Here is a 25,669-nt window from a genome sequence, read left to right on the forward strand (position 1 = left end):
GCCGTGCCGCCCCCGCGCTCGCCCTTCGGCATCGGATTTCGCGAGGCGGCCCCCGCCGCGACGGGCCTCGGCGGAGTGATCCTGGCCCTGCAGGCGAGCTTCGCGCGCAGCCTCAACGCGGCCGTGACCGCCCTCGGGGGCGGCGGCGACTGGGGGCCGCTGGTCGGCCTCGCCTTCGCCTACGGGGTCTTCCACGCGGCCGGCCCCGGCCACGGCAAGGCGGTGATCGCGGGCTACATCCTGGCGGGGGAGCGGGCGCTGAGGCGCGGCTGCGCCCTGAGCCTGTGTGCAGCCCTGCTCCAGGCCCTCGTCGCGGGCGCGATCGTCGGGGTCGGCAGCCTCGTCCTGAACGCCACCGCCGCGGGCATCACCCGCGCCGGACACCTCATCGAGACCGCGAGCTTCTCCCTCGTCGCCCTGGTCGGGCTCGCGCTGACGTGGCGCAAGGCCGGGCGCCTCGCCAATCTCGGCGCCCCCTGCGGCCCCGGCTGCGCCCATCTCCCCGACGCGCGGGCCTTCGACGCGGCCGATTCCTGGCGCGAGCGGGCGGGCATGGTGCTGGCTGCGGGCTCGCGCCCCTGCGCCGGGGCGGTGCTGGTGCTGGTCTTCGCCGTCTCGCAGGGCGTGGCCGGGGCGGGGGTGCTGGCGGTGCTGGCGATGGCGGTGGGCACCGCGCTGACCACGACCGCGCTCGCCTGCCTCGCGGTCTTCGCCAAGCGCGCGGCGCTCCGGCTCGCGGGAGGCCGGGGGCGGGCCGGCGTGCTGGCCCTCGGCGGCCTTGAGCTCCTGGCCGGGGCCTTCGTGCTGGTGCTCGGGATCGCGATGCTCGCCGGCCTCGCCCTCGATCTCGGCGGCTGATTCTTTCGGGCTTCGCGTCGCGTTCTCCGCGACGCACCGGCGTGACCGGCCCTCGCCATCCAGCCCTCGGCGTGCCACGCTGCACCGCCGGATCACCGAGACGCGGGATGCACGCGGACTTCCAGAGAATCCTGACTTGGCGGCTGCTGGCCGGGTCGCATCCCTTCCCGGGGCCGGACGGCGGCACCTGCATCAACGAGGCGGCGCTCGTCGCGGCGGGGCTGCCCTACGAGGCGATCCGCTCCAGCGCCGACTGCCCGCCCTGCTTCTCGCGGCCGATCGCCGCCTACGCCCTCGGCCTCAACGACGCGATGCCCGACGCCGCGCGGCCGCAGTTGATGGCGTTCGTGCTGCGGCTCTCGGGGAGCGCCGACCGGCCGGAGGTCGAGGCCGCCCGCACCCGGTGCCTCGCCCTGGAGAGCGTGCGGCAGATCCTCGCGCCGCTCTGCGCGGCGGCCGGCATGGCCGGGCACGCGCAGGCCTGCGCCGGGGCGTCGGACCTGTCGTCCGCGCTGGCGGCGGCGAAGGCGGCCGCGTGGCGCGGCGGCGCGCTGGCGCAGGCGGCCTCCCGGGCGCGGCGCTGGCGCGCGGGCGCGCTCACGGCCGCGGTCGCGCGCACCGCCACGGCCGCGCTGCGGGCCGCCGAGGACGCGCGCTGCGCCGCGGAAGTCGCCGAGGGCGCCGCGCCGTTCGTGCCAGACACCTGGGCGCGGGCCTGCGCGGTCCTCGACCGGACCCTCGGCGTCGGCCGGCAGGCGCCCGAGATCGACCCGGTCGGCGCCCGCGTCCGGCTCGACGCGGCGCGGGCGGCCGTGGCGACCGCCTGATCGATCGGATCCGCGCGGAGGCCGCGACCAGTACCGCGCGCCGAGATCCCCCACCCTGTCCCCTCATCCTGAGGCGCCCGCGCGAGCGGGCCTCGAAGGAGGGCTCCTTCGCGGCCTCCGCTGCGCGGCACCTCAGGATGAGGGGGATGGGCTGGAGGAAGCGGCCTGGACAGGGCCCAGCCGATCAGGCCGTGGCGGGCTCGGCCGCGAGGTCCAGCGCGATCGTGGCGCAGTTCTCCAGGAACGTGCCCGTGAGGTGGTAGAAGAACGTGCCGTGGCCGACCACGGCGATGGTCCGCTCCGGCCGCGCCCGCAGCCACTCCCGGAACGCGGCGACCCGGGCGTCGAACAGGTGGCGCGGCTCGACCGGGTAGCCGCCGACCTCGCAGCCGGGCTCGGCGTGCCACCACACCTCGGGCAGGTGCCCGACGTCGAGGTGGGGGAACTCGGCGGCGATCTCCGAGGCCGCCCGGCCGACGTCGCAACTGCTCTCCTGGCACTCCCGGTGCAGCACCTCGACGAGCACGCGCGGCCGGCTCGGGTGCTCGCCGAACAGGATCGCCGTGGTCTCGATCGCCCGGGTCAGGGGCGACACCACCACCAGCTCGAACGGGATGCCCTTCAGGCGCTCCCGGGCCTCCCGCGCCTGGGCCCGCCCGCGCGGCGTCAGCCGGGCGTCGAGGAGGCCGGGGTCGCCGCCGCCGAGCCGGTGCGCGGCGTTGAACGTCGATTCTCCGTGGCGGATGCAGACGATACGGGTGTTCTCTCGCATGAGGCTCGAAGGGGCTCGGGGGGATGCGGGATCCGCGATAAGCGGCGGCGAGATCAGGGGAAAGGGCTCCGACACGTTTTCCGTGCGTCCCGGGGCGTACCTGAGCGACCGTCCGCGCGCCATGTGGCGCCGGAGGCGCGCCGCGGAAAGGGCGACGCCCGGCCGCCGGCACTACGGGCCGATCCGCAGCACCTCGGTCCGGTCGCCGGCCTGCGCGAACACGGCCGGGTCGGCGCCGGTCATCCAGACCTGGCCGGGCAGCGCATCGAGGGCCTCGAAGAGCCCGGCCCGGCGGCGCGGGTCGAGATGGGCGGCGACCTCGTCCAGCAGGATCAGCGGGGCGATGCCGCTCATCGCCCGCACGAGGCGGGCGTGGGCCAGCACGAGGCCGATCAGCAGGGCCTTCTGCTCGCCGGTGGAACTGCTGCCCGCCGGCACGTCCTTGGGGCCGTGGCGGACCACGAGGTCGGTGGTCTGCGGGCCGATCAGCGTGCGGCCGGCGGCGCGGTCGCGGTGGCGCCCTCGGGCGAGCGCGAGGCGGAAGCGGTCCTCGGCCTCGATCGCCGGCCACACCGCGACGAGGTCGTCGAGGTCGCCCTCCAGCCGCAAGGCCGCCCAGGGGAAGGGCTGTGCGTCGTCGCGCCCCTCGGCGATCAGCCGGTCGAGGCGCTCGGTGGTCTCGCGGCGGGCCAGGGCCACGGCGACGCCGAGTTCGGCCGCCTCACGCTCGATCGCGTCGAGCCACTGGCCGTCGTTCGGGCGCTCCTCCAGCAGGCGGTTGCGCGAGCGCAGGGCCCGCTCCATCGCCGAGACGCGGGCGCCGTGGGCGGCATCGACCGCGAGCACCAGCCGGTCGAGGAAGCGGCGCCGGTCGCCGGCCGGGCCGCGGAACAGCCCGTCGAGGTCCGGCGTCAGCCAGACCACGCGCAGGAACTCGCAGAAGGCGACCGGCGAGGAGGCGCCGGCCCCGTCGATCCGGCAGAGCCGGCCGGTGCGCCCGTCGAGGCCCGGCGGCTCGCAGCCGGTGCCGAGGCGGTGCTCGGCCCCGTCGCGGGCGAGCGTCACCGACACGGCAAAGCCGCCCGGACCGCCGGTGCGGGCCATCGCCGAGAACTCGGCCCGCCGCAGGCCGCGGCCGGGCGCGAACAGCGAGACCGCCTCCAGGACGTTGGTCTTGCCCGCCCCGTTCTCGCCGACGAGGGCGACGAAGCGCGCGCTCAGGGGAAGGTCGAGGTCGGCGTGGTTGCGGAAGTCGCGGGCGGTCAGGCGGGTGAGGCGCTGGGCCTCCCCGTCGCTCGTGTCCGCGATCGTGGCTCCGGTCTGCGGAACCAGCGTCTCGCTCACACCCGCATCGGCATCAGCACGTAGAGCGCCGAGGCGCCCTCGCGGTCCTGGATCAGCGTCGGCGAGCCCGGATCGGCGAGCTTGAACAGGGCGGTGTCGCCCTCGAGCTGGCCGGTGATGTCCAGCAGGTAGCGGGCGTTGAAGCCGATATCGAGGCTGCCCGCCTCGTAATCGACGTCGAGCTCCTCCGTGGCGCTGCCCGAATCCGGGTTGTTGACCGAGAGCGCGAGGCGGCCGTCCTGGAGGCCGAGCTTCACCGCGCGGCCGCGCTCGGACGAGATCGTCGAGACCCGGTCGACGGCGCGCGCGAACGCCTCGCGCTCCACCGTCAGGCGCTTGTCGTTGCCCGCCGGGATGACGCGCTGGTAGTCGGGGAAGGTGCCGTCGATCAGCTTCGAGATAAGGGTGACGCCGCTGGCGAAGCGCAGGCGGATCTTGGCGGGCGACAGGTCGACGGCGACGCTCTCGCCGCCGTCGTCCACGAGCTTCTGGATCTCGGCGACCGCCTTCCGCGGCACGATGATGCCCGGCATGCCGGCGCTGCCTGAGGGCGCCGCGATCTCGACGCGGGCCAGCCGGTGGCCGTCGGTGGCGACCGCGCGCAGCTTCAGCCCCTCCGCCTCGATCGTGTGCAGGTAGATGCCGTTGAGGTAGTAGCGCGTCTCCTCCGTGGAGATCGCGAACTGGGTCTTGTCGATCAGCCGCTTGAGGTCGGCTGCCGCGATCTCGAAGGCGTGCGGCAACTCGCCGGCGGCCAGATCCGGGAAGTCGCCCTCGGGCAGCGCGCCGAGCGCGAAGCGCGAGCGGCCGGAGCGGATCGTCATCTGGCCGGATTCGCCGCCGGTCTCCAGCGACACCTGCGCGCCGTCGGGGAGCTTGCGCACGATGTCGTAGATGACGTGGGCCGGCACGGTGGTGGCGCCGGGGTCCGACACGTCGGCGGCCACCGTCTCGGTCACCTCGATGTCGAGGTCGGTCGCGCGCAGTTGCAGGCCGCCCTCGGTGGCGCGCAGCAGCACGTTCGACAGGATCGGGATCGTGTTGCGCCGCTCGACGACGCGGTGCACGTGGCCGAGCGACCGTAGGAGGGCCGCGCGCTCGACAGTGACTCTCATCGCTTGACTCTGATGCTCGAAGGACCGTGCTCCAAGCACCGCCGCGGCCGGCGGTCGGGTTCGGAGATTGGCCGTTCAGCTTGGCGAAGCGCCGCGGCGAACGCAAGGGCGCGATTTCGCCGCCGCACAGGCGCGGTTGGGGCGGCGTCAGGGATTTAGAACGACCCAATCCGCGTCCCTCTCCCCTCTGCGGGAGAGGGTGGCCCACGAGCTAAGTCGGGAGAGGGGAGCGCCGCTTCCGGATACGGCGCTCCCCTCTCCCGACCCTCGCGTGAGCCGAGGGCCACCCTCCCCCGCAGAGGGGGGAGGGTGCTGCGGTCAATCCTGAAGCATGCGCTTCAGCAATTCGACCTCGTCGCCGAGCACCGAATCCTCGCCGATCAGCTTCTCGATCTTGCGCACCGCGTGCAGCACGGTGGTGTGGTCGCGGCCCCCGAAGCGGCGGCCGATCTCGGGCAGCGAGCGCAGCGTCAGCACCTTCGACAGGTACATCGCGATCTGACGCGGCTTGACCACCGCGGCGGTGCGGCGCTCGGACAGGATGTCGGAGCGCGAGACGTTGTAGCGCGAGGCGACGAGCTTCTGGATGTCCTCGATCTTGATACGCTTGGGCTCGCGGTTCTTCACGAGGTCGCGGATCGCGGTCTCGGCGGTCTCCATCGTCACCGCCGTGCCGGTGAGCGTGGCGTGCGCCAGCAGGCGGTTGACCGCGCCCTCCAGGTCGCGGCCGTTGGCGGTGATGGCCCGCGCCACGTAGGTCGCCACCGCGGGCGACACCTCGAAGCTCGGATGCGCCAGCCGCACGGCGGCGAGCCGCGCCGACAGGATCGAGGCGCGCAGTTGCTCGTCGAGGCTGCCGATCTCGACCACGAGGCCGCCGGCGAGCCGCGAGCGCACGCGCTCGTCCAGCGCCTCGAGTTCCGTCGGCGGGCGGTCGGAGGCGACCACCACCTGCCGGCCGGCATCGATCAGCGCGTTGATGGTGTGGCCGAACTCGGCCTGGATCGACTTGCCCTGGATGAACTGCACGTCGTCGAGGATCAGGAGATCGATCCCGCGCAGGCGCTCCTTGAAGGCGAGCGCGTTCTGCGTCTTCAGGGCGTTGACGAAGCCGTACATGAAGCGGTCGGCGGTGAGGTAGATCACCCGGCGGCCGGCCTCACGGGCGGCGTGGCCGATGCCGTGCAGCAGGTGCGTCTTGCCGAGGCCCACGCCGGCATGGAAGTAGAGCGGGTTGTAGAGCGCGCCCTCGCCGTCGTGGCGGGCGACGCGGTCGGCGGCGGCGTGCGCCAGCGCGTTGGAGCGGCCGAGCAGGAAGTTCGCGAAGGTGAGGCGCGCGTCGAGCGGCGCGCCGTTGAGCTCGCCGGCGATCTCGGCGCGCAGGTCGGGCGCGGGGGCGGGCATCGGCGCCGGCGTGCCGGCGGCGTGGAGGCGCGCCAGCGGTCCGCTGACGAGGCCGGGCTTCGGGGCGCCGGGCGCGACCGCGCGGACCGGGGCGCCGGCGCCGCGCACGCCGACCTCGATGCGACCGACCTCCTCGACCTCGGCCTTGAAGGTGTTCAGCACCCGGTCGAGGTAGTGCGACTCGATCCAGCTCTTGAGGAACCGGGTCGGCACCGTGAGGCGGGCGGTACCGGCTACGACGCAATCCAGTTCCAGGCGCGCGAACCAGCTCGCGAACACGTCCTCGCCGAGCTCGGCCCGCAGCCGGCGCTTGACCCGCGCCCAGGCGGCCGCGCTCTCGGCGCCGCCCGTGCCCCCGCCATTGCCGCCACCGCCGCCCGCAACGCATTCGTCGACACGCATCACTGACACTCTCCTCGCGCCGAGGACGGGCGACCCGCCGACGGAGCGTACGCACGCTGGAACACCCCGTGAACATGGGCGGGGCGCAGAAACCGACGAGAGTCAACCCAGTGGACGAGGATGTCCGTCGATTTGAGGAGCCTATCAACAATTGCCTACGGTAGTTTTAACAGTGGGACTTGCGGGGACAGCCCTGAGCGGTACAAGCGCGCGGCGATACGCGTCGAGCGACGCGGCGATACGACATTGATTCGGCGTATGATTCCCGCAGGTGCGGACGATGCTGTGCCGTTGCTCGGATACGGTGATGTTCTGTTAAGCCACGCCGGCCCCGAAGCATGCGCAATCGGCGGGATGTTGCAACAGCGTTAACGCTTCGCGGCGGGCGTCGGCGGCACCGCCGCAGCGCGAGGGGCTCAGCCGAGAGGCACGTCCATGAGGCCCGAACGGTCGAGGATCGCCATCACGAACACGACAAAGCCCGGCGCGAAGGCCGGGCTTTGTCGTCGCGATGGGTACGGAGGGCGGCCGTCAGGCAGCGGCGGCGAGGGCCTTCACGCGGGCGGCGAGGCGCGAGACCTTGCGCGAGGCGCTGTTCTTGTGAACGATCCCGCGCTGAGCGGCGCGCATGATCTCCGGCTCGGCGGCGCGGAGCGCGCTGAGGGCGTTGGTCTGGTCGCCGGTGGCGATCGCCTCCTCGACCTTGCGGACGAAGGTGCGCATGCGCGAGCGGCGCGAACGGTTGATCGCCGTGCGCTTGGCGATCTTGCGGGTCATTTTCTTGGCCGACACGGTGTTGGCCATGGGCATCCTCGTATCAAAGGGCGGCACCGAAGGGCTCGAACGGCCGCGGATCGGTCGACGCGTGCAGGGCGTGGGCGAATGACGAGGCCGAGCCCATGCGCAAGCGCAGGCTCCCGGCGAAGCCGGCTCTATAGCCACGCGCTGCCGCGCCGTCAACGCGCCGTGCCGGGCATCATCGGCCGCGACGCCCCTTGAGGGCGGCGCCGGCCGAGGACGCGGGATGCCGGCCGCGCCGGCTTGCTCGCGCGCCTCGGCCGCCAGATGATGAGGTGATCGGGGGAGGACGGGCCGTGGCGCACAGGGTGAGCGAGGCGGATGCGGCGCGCATCGCGCGCTTTCGGCCGGCCTCGGGCATGGAGACACCGCGATTTTCCGGCGTCGCGAGCTTCATGCGCCTGCCGATTCGCGATCCGGCGACGGCCGAGGGCGTCGAGATCGGCCTCGTCGGCATCCCGTTCGACGGCGCGACCACCAACCGGCCGGGCGCGCGGCTGGGACCGCGGGGCGTGCGCGAGGCCTCGACCGGCACGCGGGGCCTCAACCACGCCACCGGCATCGCGCCCTACGCGCTCGCGGCCTGCGCCGACCTCGGCGACGTGCCGGTGAACCCGATCGACGCGGGCGAGACCTGCAGGCGGATCGAGGCGTCTATCCTGCACCTGAGGACCGCCGGCATCGTTCCGCTCGGCATCGGCGGCGACCACTTGGTCAGCTATCCGGTGCTGCGTGCGCTGGGGCGCGACCGGCCGCTCGGGCTCGTCCACGTCGACGCCCATAGCGACACCGACGACGACCAGTACGGCGGCACCCGGCTCACCCACGGCACGCCCTTCCGCCGCGCGGTGGAGGACGGCGTGCTCGATCCGAAGCGGTGCGTGCAGATCGGCATCCGCGGCAGCATGGATGCCGCCGCCGAGCGCGACTGGGCCTGCGCGCAGGGCATCCGCATCGTCACGATGGAGGAGGCCGCCGCCCGCGGCATGCCCGAGGTCGCGGCCGAGGCCCGCGCCGTCGTCGGGCTCGGGCCGACCTATCTCAGCTTCGACATCGACGCCCTCGATCCGGCCTACGCGCCGGGGACCGGCACGCCGGAGATCGGCGGCCTCACCACCCGCGAGGCGCTGACCCTGCTGCGCTCGCTACGCGGCCTCGACCTCGTCGGCGCGGACCTCGTGGAGGTCGCCCCGCCGCTCGACCCGTCGGGCCTCACGGCGCTGACCGGCGGCCAGCTCGCCTTCGAGATCCTGTGCCTGCTGGCCGATGCGGTCGCGACGCGCCGGGCCGCCGCGGCCTCCGGCTGACGGATCGTCGCCGGTCGCGCGGTCGGGACGCGGTCGGTTGCGGCCGATGCGCGGGTCTCGCCCGGCCGCGGCACCGTCGAGGGCGTTGCCGGCGTGGAACTGCGGCCCCGGCAGGGTCGTGGCGAGGTCGAGCCGGCACCACCCGGGTGGATCAGGCACGCGGGACGATGTCGGCCCGATCGATAGGCGCCGGCGCCCGGATCTCCGGTTCCGGTGCGTCGTCCGACCGCTGCATCCGGTACAGGCGGGCATAGGCGCCGCCCGTGGCGAGCAGGGCGTCGTGGCGGCCGGTCTCGACGACGCGGCCGGCCTCCATCACCACGATCAGGTCGGCCTCGCGCACCGTCGAGAGGCGGTGGGCGATCACCAGCGTGGTGCGGCCTCGCATCAGGCGGACGAGCGCACCCTGCACGAGGCGCTCGGACTCGGAATCGAGCGCCGAGGTCGCCTCGTCGAGGAGCAGGATCGGCGCGTCCTTGAGGAAGGCGCGGGCGAGCGAGACGCGCTGGCGCTCGCCCCCCGAGAGCCGCCCACCGCCGGAGCCGACGCGGAAATCGTAGCCTTCCGGCAGGCGCGCGATGAAGCCGTGGGCGGCGGCCGCCTCCGCCGCCGCTTCGATCTCGGGCCGCGTCGCGCCGGGGCGGCCGAAGCCGATGTTGGCAGCGATCGTGTCATCGAACAGCACCACCTCCTGCGACACCACCGCGACGGCCGCGCGCAGCGACGCCAGCGTCACCGCGCGGACGTCCTGCCCGTCGATGGTCACGCGGCCAGCGGTCGCGTCGTAGAGGCGCGGCACGAGGTTCAGCAGCGAGGATTTCCCGGAACCCGAGCGCCCGACGAGCGCCGTGGTCGAGCCCGCCGGCACGGTGAGGTCGATGCCCTCCAGCGCCGGGGCGTCGGGCCGGTAGCGGAAGTGCAGGTTCTCGTAGCGGATCTCGCCGGGGCCGGCCGCCAGCGCCACGGCGCCGGGCGCCTCGCGGATCGTCGGCGCCTCGTCCATGATCGCGAAGTAGCGGGTCAGGGCAGCCACCGCCTCCTGGAGGATCGCGTTGAGCGTCCCGAGCGCGCGGGCGGGTTGTGCGGCCAGCAGCAGCGCGGCGACGTAGCCCGTGAAGTCGCCCACCGTGCGCTCGCCCGCCATCACCCGCCGGCCGACGAGCATCAGCACGGCCGCGACCGCGAGCCCGCCGCCGACCTCGAGCAGCGGGTCGAGCCGGCCGCGGGCGTTGGCGGCCTTCATCTTGAGCCGGCGAACCCCGTCCAGCGCCTCCGCCGCGCGCCCCTTGAGGTAGCCCTCCATCGCGTAGGTCTTGGCGATGCGCACGCCCTGGAGGCTCTCGGAGATCAGGCTGGCGGTGGCGCCCATCTGCTCCTGCGTCGTCGTCGAGACACGGCGGAGCTTCCTGCCGATCCGGCCGATCGGCCCGGCGACGAAGGGCACAGTGACCGCGGCGACCAGCGTCAGGACGGGGTCCATCCAGACCAGGGCGGCGATCAGGCCGACGAGCATCGCCACGTCGCGCAGCAGCACCGTCGAGATGCGGGTCAGCGCCTCCCTGATGAAGGCGAAGTCGGTGGTGAACCGCTGGGTGAAGGCGGCCGGGCTCTCGCGGCCGAGCTGCGCGAGATCGGCATCGATCAAGTGGCCGTAGAGCGCCGCCTGCATGTCGGCCTCGACGCGGGTGACGACGCGGTTGGTGAGCACCGTCTGCCCGAACAGCGCGAAGCCGCGCACCGCGGTGACGACGACGACGATCAGCGGGCCGTAGGCGAGAGCGCCCGAGTCCTTGGCCTCGAAGGCGTCGAACGCGCCCTTGATCAGCGCCGGATAGAGCCCGGTCGCGGCGCCGACCAGCGCGATCAGCACCAGCACCACCGCCAGCGTGCCCCTGTGCGGCGACAGCCACTCGCGCCAGAGCCGGCGGAGCAGGGGGATCGTGTCGCCCTTGAGGCGCGCCATCGCGGGTTCCGCGTCGTCCGGGCGAAGGGCCGGGCCATCGCCGCCGGGGCGGCGGTGGCGCCGGTGTGCCGCCCCCGCCGCCGCGGATCAAGCGCGGGACGGCTCATGCCGGTCGGCGATGATCCCGACCGATGGTCGGAAACATCGCACCCGGCGGAAGACCGCCGCCCCACAGTCGCGGGGGCCGATCGACGCTGCGCAAGGCTCGTCGCCGATCGGTATCAGTCCCCGTCGCGGGGGCCGTGCTCGTGCCGGCCGCCGTGGCGCCAGCCGGGCCCGCGCATCGGCCAGGCCAGGATCGTCGCGCGGCGCTTCTGGTCCGGGTCGAGGGTGGCGTAGAGGGGCCCGGAGGCGTCGGCGAGCCTGCCCAGGGCCGCGCCGCGGGCGGATGCGGCGTCCGCCATCGCGCGGAGCGCGGCCGGCGCGTCCGCGTCCATGCGGGCGCGGATCGCGGCCCTCTGCGCGCGGCGCTGGCCGGCGAGGTCGCGCATCGCGGCCTCGACCGGCGGCCACAGCGTGTCCTGGTCCGCGGTGAGGCGCAGGCCCGCGTGGAGCGCCGCGATGCGGGCGTCGGCGAAGGCCGCGCGATCCTCCGGCGACAACCGGCTCCATTGGCCGCCGCCATAGTGGAACGGCCCGCCCTCGCCGTCGCGTGCGGCGACGGCGCCCACGAGGGCCAGGCCGGCGAGGCCGGCGGCGAGGGCACCCTTGATCGTACGTCCGGCCATGTCGGTCTCCATCCTGGCGCGGCACCGCCGGAACCGGCGGCGCCCGATCGTCAGCATGGCCGCGCCCGCCTGTCGTCCCGCTGTCCCGCGGATGACAACGCGTCCATGTTCGCCCGTCGTGTCCGGGGCCCAGGCTTTTCCCGGACGAAGGCTTTCCCTGAATGAAGGCTTTCCCCGGATGAAGGTTTGGAGATGTAACAGTGTTGCATTACCAGCGTCGCGGGATCGCTGAGGAGCTTCGACGATGGCAACCCGCATTGCAGCGCACCGTGGCCTCGCCCGAGTCTTCGCCCTGTCGCTGTGCCTGCTCGTCCAGGGGCTCCCGGCCGGCGCGGCGGAGCGGCTGCGGGCGGTGGCGACCTTCTCGATCCTCGGCGACCTCGTCCGGCAGGTCGGCGGCGACGCCGTCGCGGTGACCGACCTCGTCGCGCCCGATGCCGACGCCCACGGCTACAGCCCCGCGCCCGGCGATTCGCGCATGCTCGCGGCGGCCGACGTCGTCGTCGTCAACGGGCTGGGCTTCGAGGGCTGGCTCGACCGGCTGATCCGGGCGTCGGGCTCGAAGGCGCCGGTCGTCGTCGCCTCGGCCGGCGTCGCGACCATCGCCGCCCGGCACGACCACGACCACGGTGCCGGGGGCGGCGGCGGCGAGGCGCAGACCGCCGACCCGCACGCCTGGCAGAACGTGGCGAATGCCAAGGTCTACGTCGCCAACATCCGCGACGGGCTGTCCCGAGCCGATCCGGGCCACGCCGCCGACTATGCCCGCAATGCCGGAGCCTACCTCGCCAAGCTCGACGCCCTCGATGCCGACATCCGCACGACCCTCGCGCGGATCGCGCCGGAGCACCGGCGGGTGATCACCACGCACGACGCCTTCGGCTACTTCAGCGCCTCCTACGGGCTGGCGTTCCTGGCGCCGCAGGGGGTCTCCACCGAGAGCGAGGCGAGTCCGCGGGACGTGGCTCGGATCATCCGGCAGATCCGGCGCGACAAGGTGCCGGCGGTGTTCATCGAAACCATCGCGGACCCGCGCCTGATGCAGCAGGTCGCGCGCGAGAGCGGCGCCCGGATCGGCGGCAAGGTCTATTCAGACGCGCTCTCGGGACCGGCCGGGCCGGCGCCGACCTATCTCGACATGATGCGCAGCAACCTGCGCGCGTTCGATGCGGCGCTCGGGCCGGGATGAGGCACGGAGCAGGCGGCGTCCCCGGCATCCCCGGTTTTCAAGTCAGGCGCATCCCGCATCGCTCCACCCCTGGGCATATGCTTAACCGCTGGTTAAGACGCCCGCTCTAGCCTGATCGCGAGAGAGACCGGCCGGGTGTTCGCGCGCCGGCCTTCGGGGGATGCGCGTGCGTTGGGGGGCTGATCGCTGGCGCTTCTATCGGCTCGTCGGGCGCGAGATCGCGCGGACGGCGCGCGCCGCCTCGGCCCGCCTCACCGCGCCGCCGGACCTCCTCGCCCGCGTCCGGGTGACCGGCCTCGTGATCGCGCCGCACGACCTGCGCACCGCGGACGCGACGTTTGCCGACGACATCTACGCGGGGCTGTTCGTGTTCGCCGGCCGCTCGCTGGCGGTGAGCGGCGGCTCGCCGTTCGACTACACCCCGCCCTCGCCGGAATGGGCGGACGCACTCTACGGCTTCGGCTGGCTCCGGCACCTGCGCGCCGCCGACACGGCGCTCGCCCGCGCGAACGCCCGCGCGTTCGTGGCCGACTTCATGGCCGGGCGCGGCGAGCCGGCGCTCGCCCGCCGGACGCCCGTCGCCGCGCGCCGGCTGATCTCGTTCCTGAGCCAGTCGCCGCTGGTGCTGGAGGGCGCGGACCACGCGTTCTATCAGGCGTTCCTGAAGGCGCTCGCGCGGGCCGCGCAGCAACTGGAGCGGGATCTCCGCCGGGGCGTGCCGCCGCAATGGCGCCTGAACGCGACCGTGGCGCTGTGCTTTGCCGGGCTGTGCTGCGAGGGCATCCAGCCGATCCTGCGGCGCGCCACCCGCATCCTGGCGCGGGAACTCGACCGCCAGATCCTGCCCGACGGCGGCCACCGCTCGCGCGATCCGCGCTTCGCGATGGAACTGCTCCTCGACCTGCTCCCCTTGCGCCAGAGCTATCTCAGCCGCAGCGTCGAGCCGCCCGAGGCCCTGCTGCGCGCCATCGACCGGATGCTGCCGCTGCTGCGGCTCCTGCGCCACGCCGACGCCTCGCTCAGCCATTTCAACGGCATGGGCGCGACGGCGGCCGACCACCTCGCGACGCTGCTCGTCTACGACGGGGCGCTGGCGCAGCCGATGATGCACGCGCCGCATTCCGGCTACGAGCGGCTGGAAGGCGGGCGCATCGTCGTGGTCGCCGACGTCGGCGCGGCGCCGCCGCTGCCGTACTCGCTCAATGCCGGCGCCGGCTGCCTCGCCTTCGAGATGTCGAGCGGCCCGCAGCGCATCGTGATCAATTGCGGCCTGCCGGCGAGCGGGCCGGAACTGCGGCGGCTCGCGCGCACCACCGCGGCCCATTCGACGGCCTGCGTCGCCGACGCCTCCTCCTGCCGCTTCCTCGGCAGCGGCGGATGGTGGGGCGAGCGCGTCGCCGCGCGCTGGCTGACCGGGCGCCTCGGCCCGGTGGTCCTGCGCGGCCCCGGGGCGGTGAAGGCCGAGCGCCGCGACGAGGGTGCGTCCATCGTGCTTGCCGCCCGCCACGACGGCTATGCCCGCGACCTCGGGATCGTCCACGAGCGGCGCTGGCAGCTCTCGGGCGCGGACGGGCGGCTCGACGGCCGGGACGCGTTCCTGCGCCAGACCACCGGCCAGACCACCGGCAAGGCGACCGGAAAAGCGGCCGCGAAGGGCCGCCCGCGCACGCAGGACGTGGCGATCCGCTTCCACCTCCACCCGGCGATCGCGGTGCGCGCGGAAGCCGACGGGCTCGAACTGTCCTCGCCGCTGGGCGAGGTCTGGATCTTCCGCGCCGAGGGCGCCGAGATGCGGATCGAGGAGAGCGTCTACTTCGCGGGGCTCACCGGCGCGCAGCGCACCGACCAGATCGTGCTGCATCTGGCCGTCCACGACGACGCCCAGGTCGGCTGGTCGTTCGAGCGCCGCGCCTCGGCGCCGGGGCGCGACCGGACGGTCGCCGCCGCGCGTCCCGGCGGGGCTGCGCCCGCCTGAGCGCCCGTGCTGGCAAGGCGGGCGGCATCCGTGCTACCGCGCGACCGATCGTCGAGAACAATAAGACCACCGATGTCGCATGATCGGGTGCGGGTCTCCCGCGCGCTCCTTTCCGTTTCCGACAAGACCGGCCTCGTCGATTTCGCGCGGGGGCTGGCGGCCCACGGCATCGACCTCGTCTCCACCGGCGGCACCCGCCGGGCGCTGCGCGCGGCGGGCCTGGCGGTGACCGAGGTCGCCGCGCTCACCGGCTTTCCCGAGATGATGGACGGGCGGGTGAAGACCCTGCACCCGGCCGTGCACGGCGGCCTGCTTGCAGTGCGCGGCAACCCCGAGCATCAGGCCGCGCTCGCCGCCCACGGCATCGGTGCCATCGACCTCCTCGTGGTCAACCTCTACCCGTTCGAGGACACGCTGGCGAAGGGAGGCAGCTACGACGAATGCGTCGAGACCATCGACGTCGGCGGCCCGGCGATGATCCGCGCGGCGGCCAAGAACCACGCGGACGTGGCCGTGGTGACGGAGGTCGCCGACTATGCCCGCGTCTTGACGGAACTGGAGAAGAACGACGGCACTCTCGGCGGCGCTACGCGCCGGCGGCTCGCCCAAAAAGCCTTTGCACGCACCGCCGCCTACGACTCCGCCATCGCCAACTGGCTCGACGACGAGGTCGAGGGACAGGAGGACGGCTTGCCGACGTATCGCACGTTCGGCGGCCGTCTCGTCCAGACGCTGCGCTACGGCGAGAATCCCCACCAGTGGGCGGCCTTCTATCGTCAGCCCGGTGCGCCGGTGCCGGGCATCGCCAGCGCGCGACAGGTGCAGGGCAAGGAACTCTCCTACAACAACCTCAGCGACACCGACGCGGCCTATGGCTGCGTCGCCGAGTTCGACCCCGCGCGCACGTCGGCGGTCGTGATCGTCAAGCACGCCAACCCCTGCGGCGTGGCCGAAGGTGCGAGCCTGCTCGACGCCTACGAGAAGGCGCTTGCCTGCGATCCGACCTCGGCGTTCGGCGGCATCGTGGCTCTGAACCGGACATTGGACGCCGAGGCCGCGCGAAAGATCGTCGAGATCTTCACCGAAGTCATCATCGCGCCGGACGCCACCGAGGAGGCCGTCGCCATTGTCGGCGCCAAGAAGAACCTCCGTCTGCTGCTCGCCGGCGGACTGCCGCCCCTGAACGGGCACGCTACCTCGGTTCGCAGCGTCGCGGGCGGGCTCCTGGTGCAGGCGGCCGATACCGTGAGCGTCGACGACATGACGCTCACGGTCGTCACCAAGCGCGCGCCCTCGGAGGCCGAGGTCGCCGACCTGCGCTTCGCCTATCGCGTGGCCAAGCACGTCAAGTCGAACGCCATCGTCTACGCCAGGGGCGGGGCCACGGTGGGGATCGGCGCCGGGCAGATGTCGCGGGTGGACTCTTCCCGCATCGCCGCCTGGAAGGCAGGCGAAGGGGCGCAGCGCCTGGGGCTCGCCGAGAGCCTCGCCAAGGGCGCAGTGGTGGCCTCCGACGCGTTCTTCCCCTTCGCCGACGGCTTGATGGCGGCGGCCGAGGCCGGCGCCACGGCGGTGATCCAGCCCGGCGGCTCGATGCGCGACGACGACGTGATCGCGGCCGCGGACGCTGCCGGGCTCGCGATGGTGTTCACGGGCGTGCGCCACTTCCGGCACTGAGCCGGGCGGGACGGAAGGACATGGAAAAGGCCCCGCCGACGGCGGGGCCTTTTCGTTCCGGGCCAGGACCGACCTGCGCCGGCGAACCGGCGCAGGTCGGGGGCGTCAGCGCCGGACCGGCGGCGCGTCCATGTCCGAGAAGATGTCGCGGTCCTTAGTCTCGGGCACCAGGAACACGCCGATCACCACCGTCGCGACGGCGATGACGATCGGGTACCAGAGGCCATAATAGATATCGCCGGTCTGGGCCACCATCGCGAAGGCGGTGGCCGGCAACAGGCCGCCGAACCAGCCGTTGCCGATGTGGTAGGGCAGCGACATCGAGGTGTAGCGGATGCGGGTCGGGAACAGTTCGACCAGCATCGCCGCGATCGGCCCGTAGACCATCGTCACGAACAGGACGAGGACGAACAGCAGCCCGATCACGCTGGCCACCTGCGGCCGGAAGATGTCAAGCGGGCTCGACATCTTCACGATCTCGGCGTCGTTCGCCTTCGGGTAGCCCGCGGCCTGGAGCGCCGCGGTGGTGGCCTTGTTGAAGTCCGCGGCCGGGGTGCCGGCCGGGAACGGCACGGCGGCGTCGTTGACCTTCACCACCGTCGGCTGGCCGGCGGGGCCGGTCTCGGTGGCGTACTTCACCGAGGACTTCGAGAGGAAGTCGCGGGCGAGGTCGCAGGGCGCCGAGAACACGCGGGTGCCCACCGGGTTGAACAGGTTCCCGCACTCGGCAGGGTCGGCCACCACCGTGACCTTCACCCGCTCGATCGCCTGTTCGAGCTTGGGGTTGGCGTAGGCGGTGATGCCCTTGAACACCGGGAAGAAGCTGATCGCGGCGATGGCGCAGCCCGCCAGGATGATCGGCTTGCGGCCGATCTTGTCGGACAGCCAGCCGAAGAACACGAAGAAGCCGGTGCCGAGCAGGAGCGAGTAGGCGATCAGCAGGTTGGCGGTGTAGCCGTCGACCTTCAGGATCGATTGCAGGAAGAACAGCGCGTAGAACTGGCCGGTGTACCAGACCACGCCCTGGCCCGCGACGAGGCCGAACAGGGCGATCAGCACGATCTTGGCGTTCTTCCACTGGCCGAAGGCTTCGGTGAGCGGCGCCTTCGAGGTCTTGCCCTCGTCCTTCATCTTCTGGAAGGCGGGGGACTCGGAGAGCTGCATGCGAATCCAGACCGAGATGCCGAGGAGCAGCACCGAAACCAGGAACGGGATGCGCCAGCCCCACTCCCTGAACGCCTCCTCGCCGGTGAACGAGCGCGTCGCCAGGATCACCAGCAGCGACAGGAACAGGCCGAGCGTCGCGGTCGTCTGAATCCAGCTCGTGTAGAAGCCGCGCCGGCCGTTGGGCGCGTGCTCGGCGACGTAGGTCGCCGCGCCGCCGTACTCGCCGCCGAGCGCGAGCCCCTGCGCGAGGCGCAGCACGATCAGGATGATCGGCGCCGCGATGCCGATGGTGGCGGCGTTGGGCAGCATGCCGACGATGAAGGTCGACAGGCCCATGATCAGGATGGTGACGAGGAAGGTGTACTTGCGCCCGACGAGGTCGCCGACGCGGCCGAACACCAGCGCGCCGAACGGGCGCACGATGAAGCCCGCGGCGAACGCCAGCAGCGCGAAGATGTCGCGCGTTGCCGGCGGGTATGCGGAGAAGAACTGCGCTCCGATGATCGCCGCGAGCGAACCGTAGAGGTAGAAGTCGTACCACTCGAACACGGTGCCGAGCGACGAGGCGAAGATCACGCGCTTCTCGGCCGAGGTCATCGGCCGCGCGGCGTCCCCTGCGCGTGGTATTGCGGTTGCCACAGCCATCGTTGCGATCCTCCAGATCTTGAATGCCTCGGATGTCCTGCTTGGGCAGGCTCCGATTTTGGTTTGCGCGGGGCCACCGGTCCCATCCGGCCGGACCGGGCCAAGTGACCCGATCCTGCGCCCGGCAGGCGCGAACACGCCAACGTTAGCGTACACGTCAGCCCGCCCCAACGGTCGGAACCGCCGGGCCGGCGATTTGGAGGCGGTTTGTAACCGGTGCGCGGACCGTCCCGCCGCCGCGCCGGGCCCGCCGTCACCCCGCCCGGTTCTGGCGGTTCTCGATCAGGTCCTCGACGACGGCCGGCTCGGCCAGCGTCGAGGTATCGCCGAGCGCGGAGAAGTCGTCCTCGGCGATCTTGCGCAGGATGCGGCGCATGATCTTACCCGAGCGGGTCTTGGGCAGGCCCGGAGCGAACTGGATCAGGTCGGGCGAGGCGATCGGGCCGATGTCCTTGCGGACCCAGGCGACGAGGTCCTTGCGCAGGGCGTCGTCGCCCTCCTCGCCCTCGTTGAGAGTGACGTAGGCGTAGATGCCCTGGCCCTTGAGGCTGTGGGGGTAGCCGACCACCGCGGCCTCGGCGACCTTGGAATGGGCCACGAGGGAGGATTCGACCTCCGCCGTGCCCATGCGGTGGCCCGAGACGTTGATCACGTCGTCGACGCGGCCCGTGATCCAGTAATAGCCGTCCGCGTCGCGCCGCGCGCCGTCGCCGGTGAAGTACTTGCCCGGATAGGTCGAAAAGTAGGTCTGCTCGAAGCGGTCGTGGTCGCCGTAGACCGTGCGCATCTGCCCCGGCCAGGAATCGGTGATGCAGAGGTTGCCTTCGCACGCCCCCTCCAGCACCTGGCCCTCGGCATCGACCATCGCCGGCCGCACGCCGAAGAACGGCCGCGTCGCCGAGCCCGGCTTCAGCCGCGTCGCGCCGGGCAGCGGCGCGATCAGGATGCCGCCGGTCTCGGTCTGCCACCACGTGTCGACGATGGCGCAGCGCGCATCGCCCACCACCCGGTAGTACCAGTCCCAGGCCTCCGGGTTGATCGGCTCGCCGACCGAGCCGAGGATGCGGAGCGAGGCCCGCGAGGTCCTCTTCACCGGGCCCTCGCCGCCGCCCATCAGAGCGCGGATCGCGGTCGGCGCGGTGTAGAAGATGTTGACCTTGTGCTTATCGACCACGTCCCAGAAGCGGGACTTCGATGGGTAGGTCGGGATGCCCTCGAACATCAGCGTCGTCGCGCCGTTGGCGAGCGGCCCGTAGACGATGTAGCTGTGGCCCGTCACCCAGCCGACGTCGGCGGTGCACCAGTAGACCTCGCCCTCGCGGTAGTCGAAAACGTACTCGTGCGTCATCGCCGCGTAGACGAGGTAGCCGCCGGTGGTGTGGACCACGCCCTTGGGCTGGCCGGTCGAGCCGGAGGTGTAGAGGATGAAGAGCGGGTGCTCCGCCTCCATGCCTTCGGCCGGGCAATCGTCGGTCACCTGCGCGGCGGCCTCGTGGTAGTAGACGTCGCGGCCCGGCTCCATCGCCACGGCGCCGCCGGTGCGGCGCACGACGACGACGTGGTCGACCGCGTCCTTGCCGAGCCTGGCGATGGCCGCGTCGACGTTGGCCTTCAGCGCCACCTTGCGGCCGCCGCGCAGGCCCTCGTCGGCGGTGATGACGAGCTTCGAGGCGCAGCCCTCGATGCGCGAGGCCAGCGAATCCGGCGAGAAGCCGCCGAACACGATGGAGTGCACCGCCCCCAGCCGCGCGCAGGCGAGCATCGCGTAGGCGGCTTCCGGGATCATCGGCAGGTAGATCGTGACGCGATCGCCCTTGGCGACGCCGCGGTTGCGCAGGACGTTGGCCATCCGGCAGACCTGCGCGTGCAACTCGCGGTAGGTGATGTGCTTCGACTCGCCCGGGTCGTCGCCCTCCCAGATGATCGCGGTCCGGTCGCCGCGGGTTGCAAGGTGACGATCGACGCAGTTGTAGGCGACGTTGGTCCTGCCGTCCTCGAACCACTTGATCGAGACCTTGCCCGGCGCGAAGCTCGTATCCTTCACCGTCGAGAACGGCGTCATCCAATCGATGCGCCTGCCGTGCTCGGCCCAGAACGTCTCCGGATCGTCGATCGAGGCCGCGTACATCTCACGGTACTTGGCATCGTCGACGTGGGCGCCCGTGCGCCACGCATCCTGAACCTCGACGACCTTCCCGTCCATCGCGCGTCTTCCCTGGTCCGGTGCCCGATCGTATCGCGGTTCATCCGCGCAGCCGGGGCTTCCAACGATCGTCATAGGCGCGGGCGGAGCAGTGCCGCAAGCGCCCTCCGGACCGCGATCTAGGTTGAGCGCAATGTGGGTCTTGCTAGGCGTGGCTGTCGCGGGCTGTCAAGCCGCTCCGTCGGCGACGCTCACGGGGATCGGAGCACTGTCCGAGGCTCGGCGGCGCACCGGGCGCGATCATCGCAGTCCAGGGCCTGGGTCAGCCCCCGTTGTGACCAGCGGAGGAGGCCTAGGCATCCGCGCAGGCGGTCCGGCGTCACGGTCCGAACACCTTGAGCACCGCGACCAACGCGCCGACGATGGCAGCACCGGCACCAAACCCGGCGAAGGTGGCCTGCCATGGGGCGATCGACGCTTCGCGATTGAGCTTCCGCGCCTCGGCTTGGAGTTTAAGTCCCTCCTCGACGAACTTGCGCGTTTCGGCGAGCATACGCTCGATCCGGGCCTCACGCTCCTGGGCTTCATCCATCGTCACCGGGTCTGCCATCAGGGAAATCCCTCGTTGGCCGGGGAGAAACCCTCGACCACGTCCGCAATGCGAGGGATCAACCGGACGTCGCCAAAACCCTCCGTATCCCTACATAGTCAACGGCGTCGCCGTATGCATGGCCTGCCACGTTCCTCAATCGCCGCCGCGCAGGGTTTCGCCACGTCGTTGCCGGAAACCCTGCGCGCGGGCTCTGAGGCGCCACGTGACAAAGCCCTGTCAATGTCGCGCCGGCCCGCACGGGGATGGGCCGGGCCGTTCCGCCTATGGGCCGCGTCGAGGAATGCCGCCCTCAGGCGCTCCGGGATCGCGGGTCCGGCAGCAGGATCTCGACCAGCGTCCCCTCGTCCTTGCGGCTCGAGATGCGCAGGTGCCCGTGATTGGCCTCGACCAGGGCCTTGGTCAGCGGCAAGCCGAGCCCGGCGCCCCGGTCCGCACCGAGGGGTTCGAGCGCGCGCGCGATCTCCTCCGGGCTCATGCCGGGCCCGGTGCGGCGGACCTTGAGCGCGACGCCGCCGCGCTCGCCCGGCGTCGTCGAGACGATGACCTGGCCGCCCGCGCCCGTGGCGCGGATCGCGTCGGCGATCACCATCGACGCGGCCTGCCGCAGGGAGGGCTCGTCCGCCTCCAGCGGTGCGAGGTCGGGCGCGAAGCTCGTGCGCAGGACGATGCGCCCGCGCGCGGCCTCGGCCTGGAGACGTTCGACGCAGCCCGACACGAGGTCGTTCAGGGGCAGCGGCCGGACCGCGAGGGCGAGGCCGCCGGCCTCGATGGTGGCGAGCGCGAACAGATCCGCGACGAGGCCGCGCAGGTGGTGACCCGTCGCCGTGATCTCGCGAAGGGCGGCGCGGTCGCGATCGTCGATGGGTCCGTGCGGCTTCGCGAGGAGGCCGTCGGCGAGCCCGACGATGTCCTCGACCGGTGCGCGGATCGCGCCGTCGAGGCGCCCGAGGAAGGCCGGACGGGCGAGGCCGTCCGCGCCCGTCCGCGCCGCGTCGGCGACGGGGCGAAGGACGGCGACGCGGGTGCCGCCGTGGCCGGAGACGCGCAGATCCAGCGGCCTGCCGCCCGCGGCGACGGCCTGGGTCTGCGTCCCCGGACCCTCGAGGCCGGCGCGGACCGCCTCGCGCTGGGATGTCTCGAACAGGGTGTCGAAGCCGGCGCCCACGACCTCGCGGGGGTCGCAGGCGAACAGGGCGGCGGCGGCACGGTTCATCGCGAGGATGCGGGCGGCCGGATCGAGGGTGACGACGCCGTCGTCGAGGGCGTCGAGGACCGCCCGCGCGTCGGCCGCGCGGTCGTCGCGGACCGTCCGGGCGAGGCGCTCGGCCGCGTGCGCGCCGGCAGGGTCGGCCTCGGGGGCGGCGCGCAGGATCAGGCAATCGGCCGGCTCGCCCTGCCAGAGCGCCGGTCCGTGCTCGATCGCGACGGGCCGGCTGGCGCCGCCCGCGGTCCCGATCAGCAGCGTCCGACCCCGGGCCTGCGACGCGGCTGCGTCCGTGCCCTGCCGGCCGGGCGGCAGCCCGCGGAAAAGGTGCCCGAGGCCGGCTTCGCGCAGGCTCGCGAGGTCGGCATACCCCGTCAGGTCGAGCAGCAGCCGGTTGACCGCCAGGATCGCGTCGCCCCGGTGGATCAGCACGGCCGTCGGCAGGTCTTCCAGGAGCAGATCCTGCGGGAGCCGATGTTCCGGGAGCGCGGCGGCGAAGGGTTCCGGTCGCGCCTCCGGCGGCTCGGCCTCGACCGCCCTGGCGACCGGGAACGGCATCACGACGGCGCCCCCGCCGTGCTCGGCCGGCGCATCGGCTGCATCGTCCCAGGCGTAGCGGGCGCCGAGCGCGCGCGCGATCTCGCGGAAGGCGGCATGCTCGGTGACCGACAGGGCCGCGTCCGGCCCCGCGGGCGCGGCGGCCGGAGGCTCGGCGGGCACCTGCGGCGGGGCGTTAGCCACGAGCACGGGCGCCGCGGAGACCGAGTCCGGCGCTACGGCCGAGGCGGCTTCGGGCGGATCTACCGGGCCGTGTGCCGGCGTCGGGACCGGCTCGGATCGTACGGGCACGGCTCCCTCGTCGCTCGACGCCTCGTCGCTCAACGCCTTGCCGCCCAACGTCTTGCCGGTCCAGCTCCCGCCGAAGCGGACGGCGGTGAGGAGCGCGGGCGGCCACGAAGCGAGGCGGGTATCGGGCAGCGCAACGGCGGCGGGGCGGTCCGCATCCGCTACGGGGGCGTCGGATTCGAATCGATCGACCGCGATGGCCGAGTCCGGATGTGCGCCGCACTCCGGCTCGGCGGTCCGGGCTCCGACCGGCACCTGCGGCGGCTCGGCGGCGACGGCGGGAGAGGCCGTGACCGTGCGCACGACGCCGTAACCGCCGAACCCCGAGAACGCCTCGTCGCCGCGGCCGAGGCGGGCCCCGGACATCGCGATCGTGAGCGCGCCCGACGCGCCGAGGTCCAGCACGGCCGGCGCGAGGCGAAAGGTCCGCCGCTCACCGAGCGCCGACAGGAACGTCTCAGCCCCGGTGAGCCGCCCGGCCCGCGCCAGCCCGGTCCAGCTCCGGCCGGCAAGCACGGGCGCGAGCAGCGCCGCGCACGGTCCGGAGATCGCGGTGAGGCGGTCGTCGGCGTCGCTGCGCCAGACGAAGCGGTCGCCGGCCGCCGGACTGGCGGGATCGGGCGTCGGCTCGGGTTCGGGGCCGGCCGTCGCCGCCGCGCGGCCGCGCGGCGTGGTCGGCGCCGCGCGCGGGCGCAGGATGGGCAACGGGCCGGCGGCGAGGAGAAGGAGCAGGGCGCCGCCGTCGATCTCGCGCCGCGCAAGCAGGAACGCGGTCGGCGGCGCGATCCGGCGCGGGTCCAGGCGCAACCGGACCAGCCGCGGCTTGGCCGTGCCGCCGGCGGCGCGGATCTGGCCCGAGAGCCGGGGCGCCAGCGTCCCGCCGGCGTCCGTGACGGCGCTGGCGAGGGTGTCGGCCGCGGCCGAGGCGTGGAGGACGGTCGTCGCGTCGCCGTCGAGGACGAGGTGGGCGCTCGCCGAACCGGCGAGCGTCGCGGCGAGCATCGGCTCGTGCGCCCAGGCCGCCAGCGCGTCGTCGAGACCCGTGCGAATGCTCCCGTTCAACGATCCGACCCCATCAGCCGCCATCCGGCCCGTTCCGCACGAAAAATATGACGGCCACGGCGCTTATTGTAAGCCGAATCCGGCCGGGTGCTGGACCTTCCGCCCCCCCGTCACACGTTTACCGCGCATCAACGTTAATGCACCCGGCAGAGGTGGCATACGCTGATTCCCGTGCTATTGTGCAGTGCACAACGATGCATCGACAGGCAAGATCGAGAGGAGACGAGCGATGAGCAACCCCCCGAATTACGAAGTCCCGACCGAGATGCGCGATTTTGCCGAGAAGAGCGTCGATCAGGCCCGCAAGGCTTTCGACAGCTTCATCGGCGCCGCCCGCCGCACCGCCGACACCGTCAAGGATTCGACCGAGGTCGCCCGCACCAACGCGCAGGACGTCTCCGCCCGCGGTTTCGAGTACGCGGAGCAGAACGTCAACGCCGCCCTCGATCTCGCGCAGAAGCTCGTCCGCTCGAAGGACATGCAGGAGGCGATGCAGCATCAGGCCGAGTTCGTGCGCAGCCAGTTCGCGGCGATCCAGGCCCAGGCCAAGGAGTTCGGCGGCCTCGCCCAGAGCGCGATGCAGCAGGGCGCCGAGCGGGCCAAGTCCGCGATGCAGGAGAGTGCCGACCAGGCCCGCAAGGCGATGGAGCAGGGCGCGGATGCCGCCAAGCAGACCGCGCACGACGCCCAGACCGCCGCCGACAGGGCGAGCCACTGAGACGCCGACGAAAGGCAAGGCCATCGCCCGGGTGGGCGGGGGCCGCGGGCACCGCATGACGGCCCGCCTCCACCCCATCGGAGGCGGGCCGTCTCGTTTTCGCCGGCTTTGGGCGAGCATGGCTGCGCCACCCGCGCCTTTGGGGGCGCGACGATCCGCGGACAGGGACGCCATGCGACACATCACCAGCCTCGGCCTCACCGCCGTCCTCGCCATGCTCCCCGTGCAGGCGGCATGGGCGCAATACGACGGCGGGCCGCCGCGCCGCGGCTACGACGACTACGAGGACGCGCGCCCGGCCTACCCGAAGCGCCGCGCCCGTCCGGCGCCGGCCCGCGCGGTCGGGTTGAATTGCGATGCGGTGCAGCAGGGCCTGTCCGGCCCGCAGCCGTATTCCTGCCCGCTTCCCGACCCGCGTCCCCTCGGTGCGCGCTGCTTCTGCGACATGCCGATCGTCCCGTTCAGCCCGGCTCAGACCGTGGTCGGACGCGTAGTGCCCTGATGCCGCGCGGCGCTCGCGCGGCGTCGGAGGCGGCCCTGCGCGTCGGCCGGCGGCAGGCTGTGCCGCCGCCACGCGCCGGACGGCGCGCAGGGCCCGCGAACATGGCCAGCAAACGACAAAGGCCGCGCCGCCCTTCCGGACGACGCGGCCATGCCGGACCGGCGCCGGCCGGCGAGGCTATCAGTTCAGCACGACGACCTTGGCGCCGACCTTCACGCGCTCGTAGAGATCGGTGACGTCGTCGTTGGTCATCCGGATGCAGCCGGAGGAGACCGCTTGACCGATGGTGTCCGGCTCGTTCGAGCCGTGGATGCGGTACTCGGTGTTGCCGATGTACATGGCCCGCGCGCCGAGGGGGTTCTCGATGCCGCCGGCCATGTAGCGCGGCAGGTCGGGGCGGCGGGCGATCA

The 25,669-nt window shown here is 72.8% G+C and carries 20 protein-coding genes (1 of these 20 only partly in view); 8 read left to right on the plus strand and 12 right to left on the minus strand.

Annotation, left to right across the window (positions count from 1 at the left end; translation table 11 throughout):
• Positions 1–858, plus strand: partial view of a nickel/cobalt transporter gene (locus ACFE86_RS09715; protein ID WP_375455130.1) — the 3' portion only. Its footprint begins 111 nt before the window's first position; the window shows 858 of its 969 coding nt (coding positions 112–969); its start codon lies off the left edge, out of view; the stop codon is at positions 856–858.
• Positions 859–965: 107 nt separating this feature from the next.
• Positions 966–1,685, plus strand: coding sequence for a hypothetical protein (locus ACFE86_RS09720; RefSeq protein WP_375455131.1), 720 nt, complete (start codon positions 966–968; stop codon positions 1,683–1,685).
• A gap of 184 nt (positions 1,686–1,869) precedes the next feature.
• On the opposite strand, the gene ACFE86_RS09725 is transcribed toward ACFE86_RS09720, so the two are convergent.
• The 5 genes from ACFE86_RS09725 to rpsT all read right to left on the minus strand — a co-directional run bounded on the left by ACFE86_RS09725 (position 1,870) and on the right by rpsT (position 7,526).
• A complete protein-coding gene (locus ACFE86_RS09725; RefSeq protein ID WP_375455132.1) occupies positions 1,870–2,457 on the minus strand; it encodes a histidine phosphatase family protein in 588 nt (195 codons plus the stop codon).
• A 171-nt stretch (positions 2,458–2,628) separates the two neighbouring features.
• Positions 2,629–3,765 carry a DNA replication/repair protein RecF gene (recF, locus tag ACFE86_RS09730; protein WP_375455148.1) on the minus strand — a complete coding sequence of 379 codons (1,137 nt, stop codon included), beginning with the start codon at positions 3,763–3,765 and terminating at the stop codon, positions 2,629–2,631.
• 32 nt (positions 3,766–3,797) lie between these two features.
• Positions 3,798–4,916 carry a DNA polymerase III subunit beta gene (gene dnaN, locus ACFE86_RS09735; protein WP_375455133.1) on the minus strand — a complete coding sequence of 373 codons (1,119 nt, stop codon included), beginning with the start codon at positions 4,914–4,916 and terminating at the stop codon, positions 3,798–3,800.
• Between the two features lie 318 nt (positions 4,917–5,234).
• A complete protein-coding gene (dnaA, locus tag ACFE86_RS09740; protein ID WP_375455134.1) occupies positions 5,235–6,722 on the minus strand; it encodes a chromosomal replication initiator protein DnaA in 1,488 nt (495 codons plus the stop codon).
• Positions 6,723–7,253: 531 nt separating this feature from the next.
• Positions 7,254–7,526 (minus strand): 30S ribosomal protein S20, encoded by a 273-nt coding sequence (rpsT, locus tag ACFE86_RS09745; RefSeq protein ID WP_375455135.1) that lies wholly within the window; start codon positions 7,524–7,526, stop codon positions 7,254–7,256.
• A gap of 353 nt (positions 7,527–7,879) precedes the next feature.
• On the opposite strand from rpsT, the gene speB reads away from it, so the two are divergent.
• Positions 7,880–8,827, plus strand: a complete 948-nt coding sequence (speB, locus tag ACFE86_RS09750) for an agmatinase (RefSeq protein WP_375455149.1) — start codon at positions 7,880–7,882, stop codon at positions 8,825–8,827.
• Positions 8,828–8,978: 151 nt separating this feature from the next.
• Here the strand turns inward: speB and ACFE86_RS09755 are convergent, their stop codons facing one another.
• Together ACFE86_RS09755 and ACFE86_RS09760 are read right to left on the minus strand one after the other, a co-directional pair.
• Positions 8,979–10,790 carry an ABC transporter ATP-binding protein gene (locus ACFE86_RS09755; RefSeq protein ID WP_375455136.1) on the minus strand — a complete coding sequence of 604 codons (1,812 nt, stop codon included), beginning with the start codon at positions 10,788–10,790 and terminating at the stop codon, positions 8,979–8,981.
• A gap of 221 nt (positions 10,791–11,011) precedes the next feature.
• Positions 11,012–11,518, minus strand: coding sequence for a Spy/CpxP family protein refolding chaperone (locus ACFE86_RS09760; protein ID WP_375455137.1), 507 nt, complete (start codon positions 11,516–11,518; stop codon positions 11,012–11,014).
• 244 nt (positions 11,519–11,762) lie between these two features.
• Here ACFE86_RS09760 and ACFE86_RS09765 point away from each other — a divergent pair, with 244 nt between their 5' ends.
• The 3 genes from ACFE86_RS09765 to purH all read left to right on the plus strand — a co-directional run bounded on the left by ACFE86_RS09765 (position 11,763) and on the right by purH (position 16,359).
• The gene (locus ACFE86_RS09765; protein ID WP_375455138.1) at positions 11,763–12,707 is read left to right on the plus strand and encodes a metal ABC transporter substrate-binding protein; all 945 of its coding nucleotides are present in this window, start codon (positions 11,763–11,765) and stop codon (positions 12,705–12,707) included.
• Positions 12,708–12,867: 160 nt separating this feature from the next.
• Positions 12,868–14,682: a heparinase II/III family protein gene (locus ACFE86_RS09770; protein WP_375455139.1), complete on the plus strand. Its 1,815-nt coding sequence runs from the start codon at positions 12,868–12,870 to the stop codon at positions 14,680–14,682.
• Positions 14,683–14,754: 72 nt separating this feature from the next.
• Entirely contained in the window at positions 14,755–16,359 is a 1,605-nt protein-coding gene (gene purH, locus ACFE86_RS09775; RefSeq protein WP_375455140.1) for a bifunctional phosphoribosylaminoimidazolecarboxamide formyltransferase/IMP cyclohydrolase, read from the plus strand.
• Between the two features lie 105 nt (positions 16,360–16,464).
• On the opposite strand, the gene ACFE86_RS09780 is transcribed toward purH, so the two are convergent.
• The 4 genes from ACFE86_RS09780 to ACFE86_RS09795 all read right to left on the minus strand — a co-directional run bounded on the left by ACFE86_RS09780 (position 16,465) and on the right by ACFE86_RS09795 (position 24,039).
• Entirely contained in the window at positions 16,465–18,171 is a 1,707-nt protein-coding gene (locus ACFE86_RS09780) for an MFS transporter (protein ID WP_375455141.1), read from the minus strand.
• 253 nt (positions 18,172–18,424) lie between these two features.
• Positions 18,425–20,374: an acetate--CoA ligase gene (gene acs, locus ACFE86_RS09785; RefSeq protein WP_375455142.1), complete on the minus strand. Its 1,950-nt coding sequence runs from the start codon at positions 20,372–20,374 to the stop codon at positions 18,425–18,427.
• A gap of 319 nt (positions 20,375–20,693) precedes the next feature.
• Positions 20,694–20,924: a hypothetical protein gene (locus tag ACFE86_RS09790; RefSeq protein ID WP_375455143.1), complete on the minus strand. Its 231-nt coding sequence runs from the start codon at positions 20,922–20,924 to the stop codon at positions 20,694–20,696.
• A 292-nt stretch (positions 20,925–21,216) separates the two neighbouring features.
• Entirely contained in the window at positions 21,217–24,039 is a 2,823-nt protein-coding gene (locus ACFE86_RS09795) for a PAS domain-containing sensor histidine kinase (RefSeq protein WP_375455144.1), read from the minus strand.
• A gap of 229 nt (positions 24,040–24,268) precedes the next feature.
• Between ACFE86_RS09795 and ACFE86_RS09800 the strand changes: the two genes are divergently transcribed.
• Entirely contained in the window at positions 24,269–24,757 is a 489-nt protein-coding gene (locus tag ACFE86_RS09800) for a phasin (RefSeq protein ID WP_375455145.1), read from the plus strand.
• Between the two features lie 172 nt (positions 24,758–24,929).
• Positions 24,930–25,259 carry a hypothetical protein gene (locus ACFE86_RS09805; RefSeq protein WP_375455146.1) on the plus strand — a complete coding sequence of 110 codons (330 nt, stop codon included), beginning with the start codon at positions 24,930–24,932 and terminating at the stop codon, positions 25,257–25,259.
• Between the two features lie 180 nt (positions 25,260–25,439).
• Here ACFE86_RS09805 and ACFE86_RS09810 read toward each other — a convergent pair.
• On the minus strand, positions 25,440–25,669 hold a 230-nt coding region (locus ACFE86_RS09810; RefSeq protein ID WP_375455147.1), incomplete at its 5' end, for a L,D-transpeptidase.

The organism is uncultured Methylobacterium sp. (assembly GCF_964244095.1).
In the GTDB taxonomy this organism is placed as follows: domain Bacteria; phylum Pseudomonadota; class Alphaproteobacteria; order Rhizobiales; family Beijerinckiaceae; genus Methylobacterium.

Bases quoted from the DNA above. Each gene is read 5' to 3' on its own strand.
- ACFE86_RS09720 (WP_375455131.1), top strand. From the start codon at position 966: ATGCACGCGGACTTCCAGAGAATCCTGACTTGGCGGCTGCTGGCCGGG.
- ACFE86_RS09725 (WP_375455132.1), bottom strand. From the start codon at position 2,457: ATGCGAGAGAACACCCGTATCGTCTGCATCCGCCACGGAGAATCGACG.
- dnaN (WP_375455133.1), bottom strand. From the start codon at position 4,916: ATGAGAGTCACTGTCGAGCGCGCGGCCCTCCTACGGTCGCTCGGCCAC.
- dnaA (WP_375455134.1), bottom strand. From the start codon at position 6,722: ATGCGTGTCGACGAATGCGTTGCGGGCGGCGGTGGCGGCAATGGCGGG.
- rpsT (WP_375455135.1), bottom strand. From the start codon at position 7,526: ATGGCCAACACCGTGTCGGCCAAGAAAATGACCCGCAAGATCGCCAAG.
- speB (WP_375455149.1), top strand. From the start codon at position 7,880: ATGGAGACACCGCGATTTTCCGGCGTCGCGAGCTTCATGCGCCTGCCG.
- ACFE86_RS09755 (WP_375455136.1), bottom strand. From the start codon at position 10,790: ATGGCGCGCCTCAAGGGCGACACGATCCCCCTGCTCCGCCGGCTCTGG.
- ACFE86_RS09760 (WP_375455137.1), bottom strand. From the start codon at position 11,518: ATGGCCGGACGTACGATCAAGGGTGCCCTCGCCGCCGGCCTCGCCGGC.
- ACFE86_RS09765 (WP_375455138.1), top strand. From the start codon at position 11,763: ATGGCAACCCGCATTGCAGCGCACCGTGGCCTCGCCCGAGTCTTCGCC.
- ACFE86_RS09770 (WP_375455139.1), top strand. From the start codon at position 12,868: ATGCGCGTGCGTTGGGGGGCTGATCGCTGGCGCTTCTATCGGCTCGTC.
- purH (WP_375455140.1), top strand. From the start codon at position 14,755: ATGTCGCATGATCGGGTGCGGGTCTCCCGCGCGCTCCTTTCCGTTTCC.
- ACFE86_RS09780 (WP_375455141.1), bottom strand. From the start codon at position 18,171: ATGGCTGTGGCAACCGCAATACCACGCGCAGGGGACGCCGCGCGGCCG.
- acs (WP_375455142.1), bottom strand. From the start codon at position 20,374: ATGGACGGGAAGGTCGTCGAGGTTCAGGATGCGTGGCGCACGGGCGCC.
- ACFE86_RS09790 (WP_375455143.1), bottom strand. From the start codon at position 20,924: ATGGCAGACCCGGTGACGATGGATGAAGCCCAGGAGCGTGAGGCCCGG.
- ACFE86_RS09800 (WP_375455145.1), top strand. From the start codon at position 24,269: ATGAGCAACCCCCCGAATTACGAAGTCCCGACCGAGATGCGCGATTTT.
- ACFE86_RS09805 (WP_375455146.1), top strand. From the start codon at position 24,930: ATGCGACACATCACCAGCCTCGGCCTCACCGCCGTCCTCGCCATGCTC.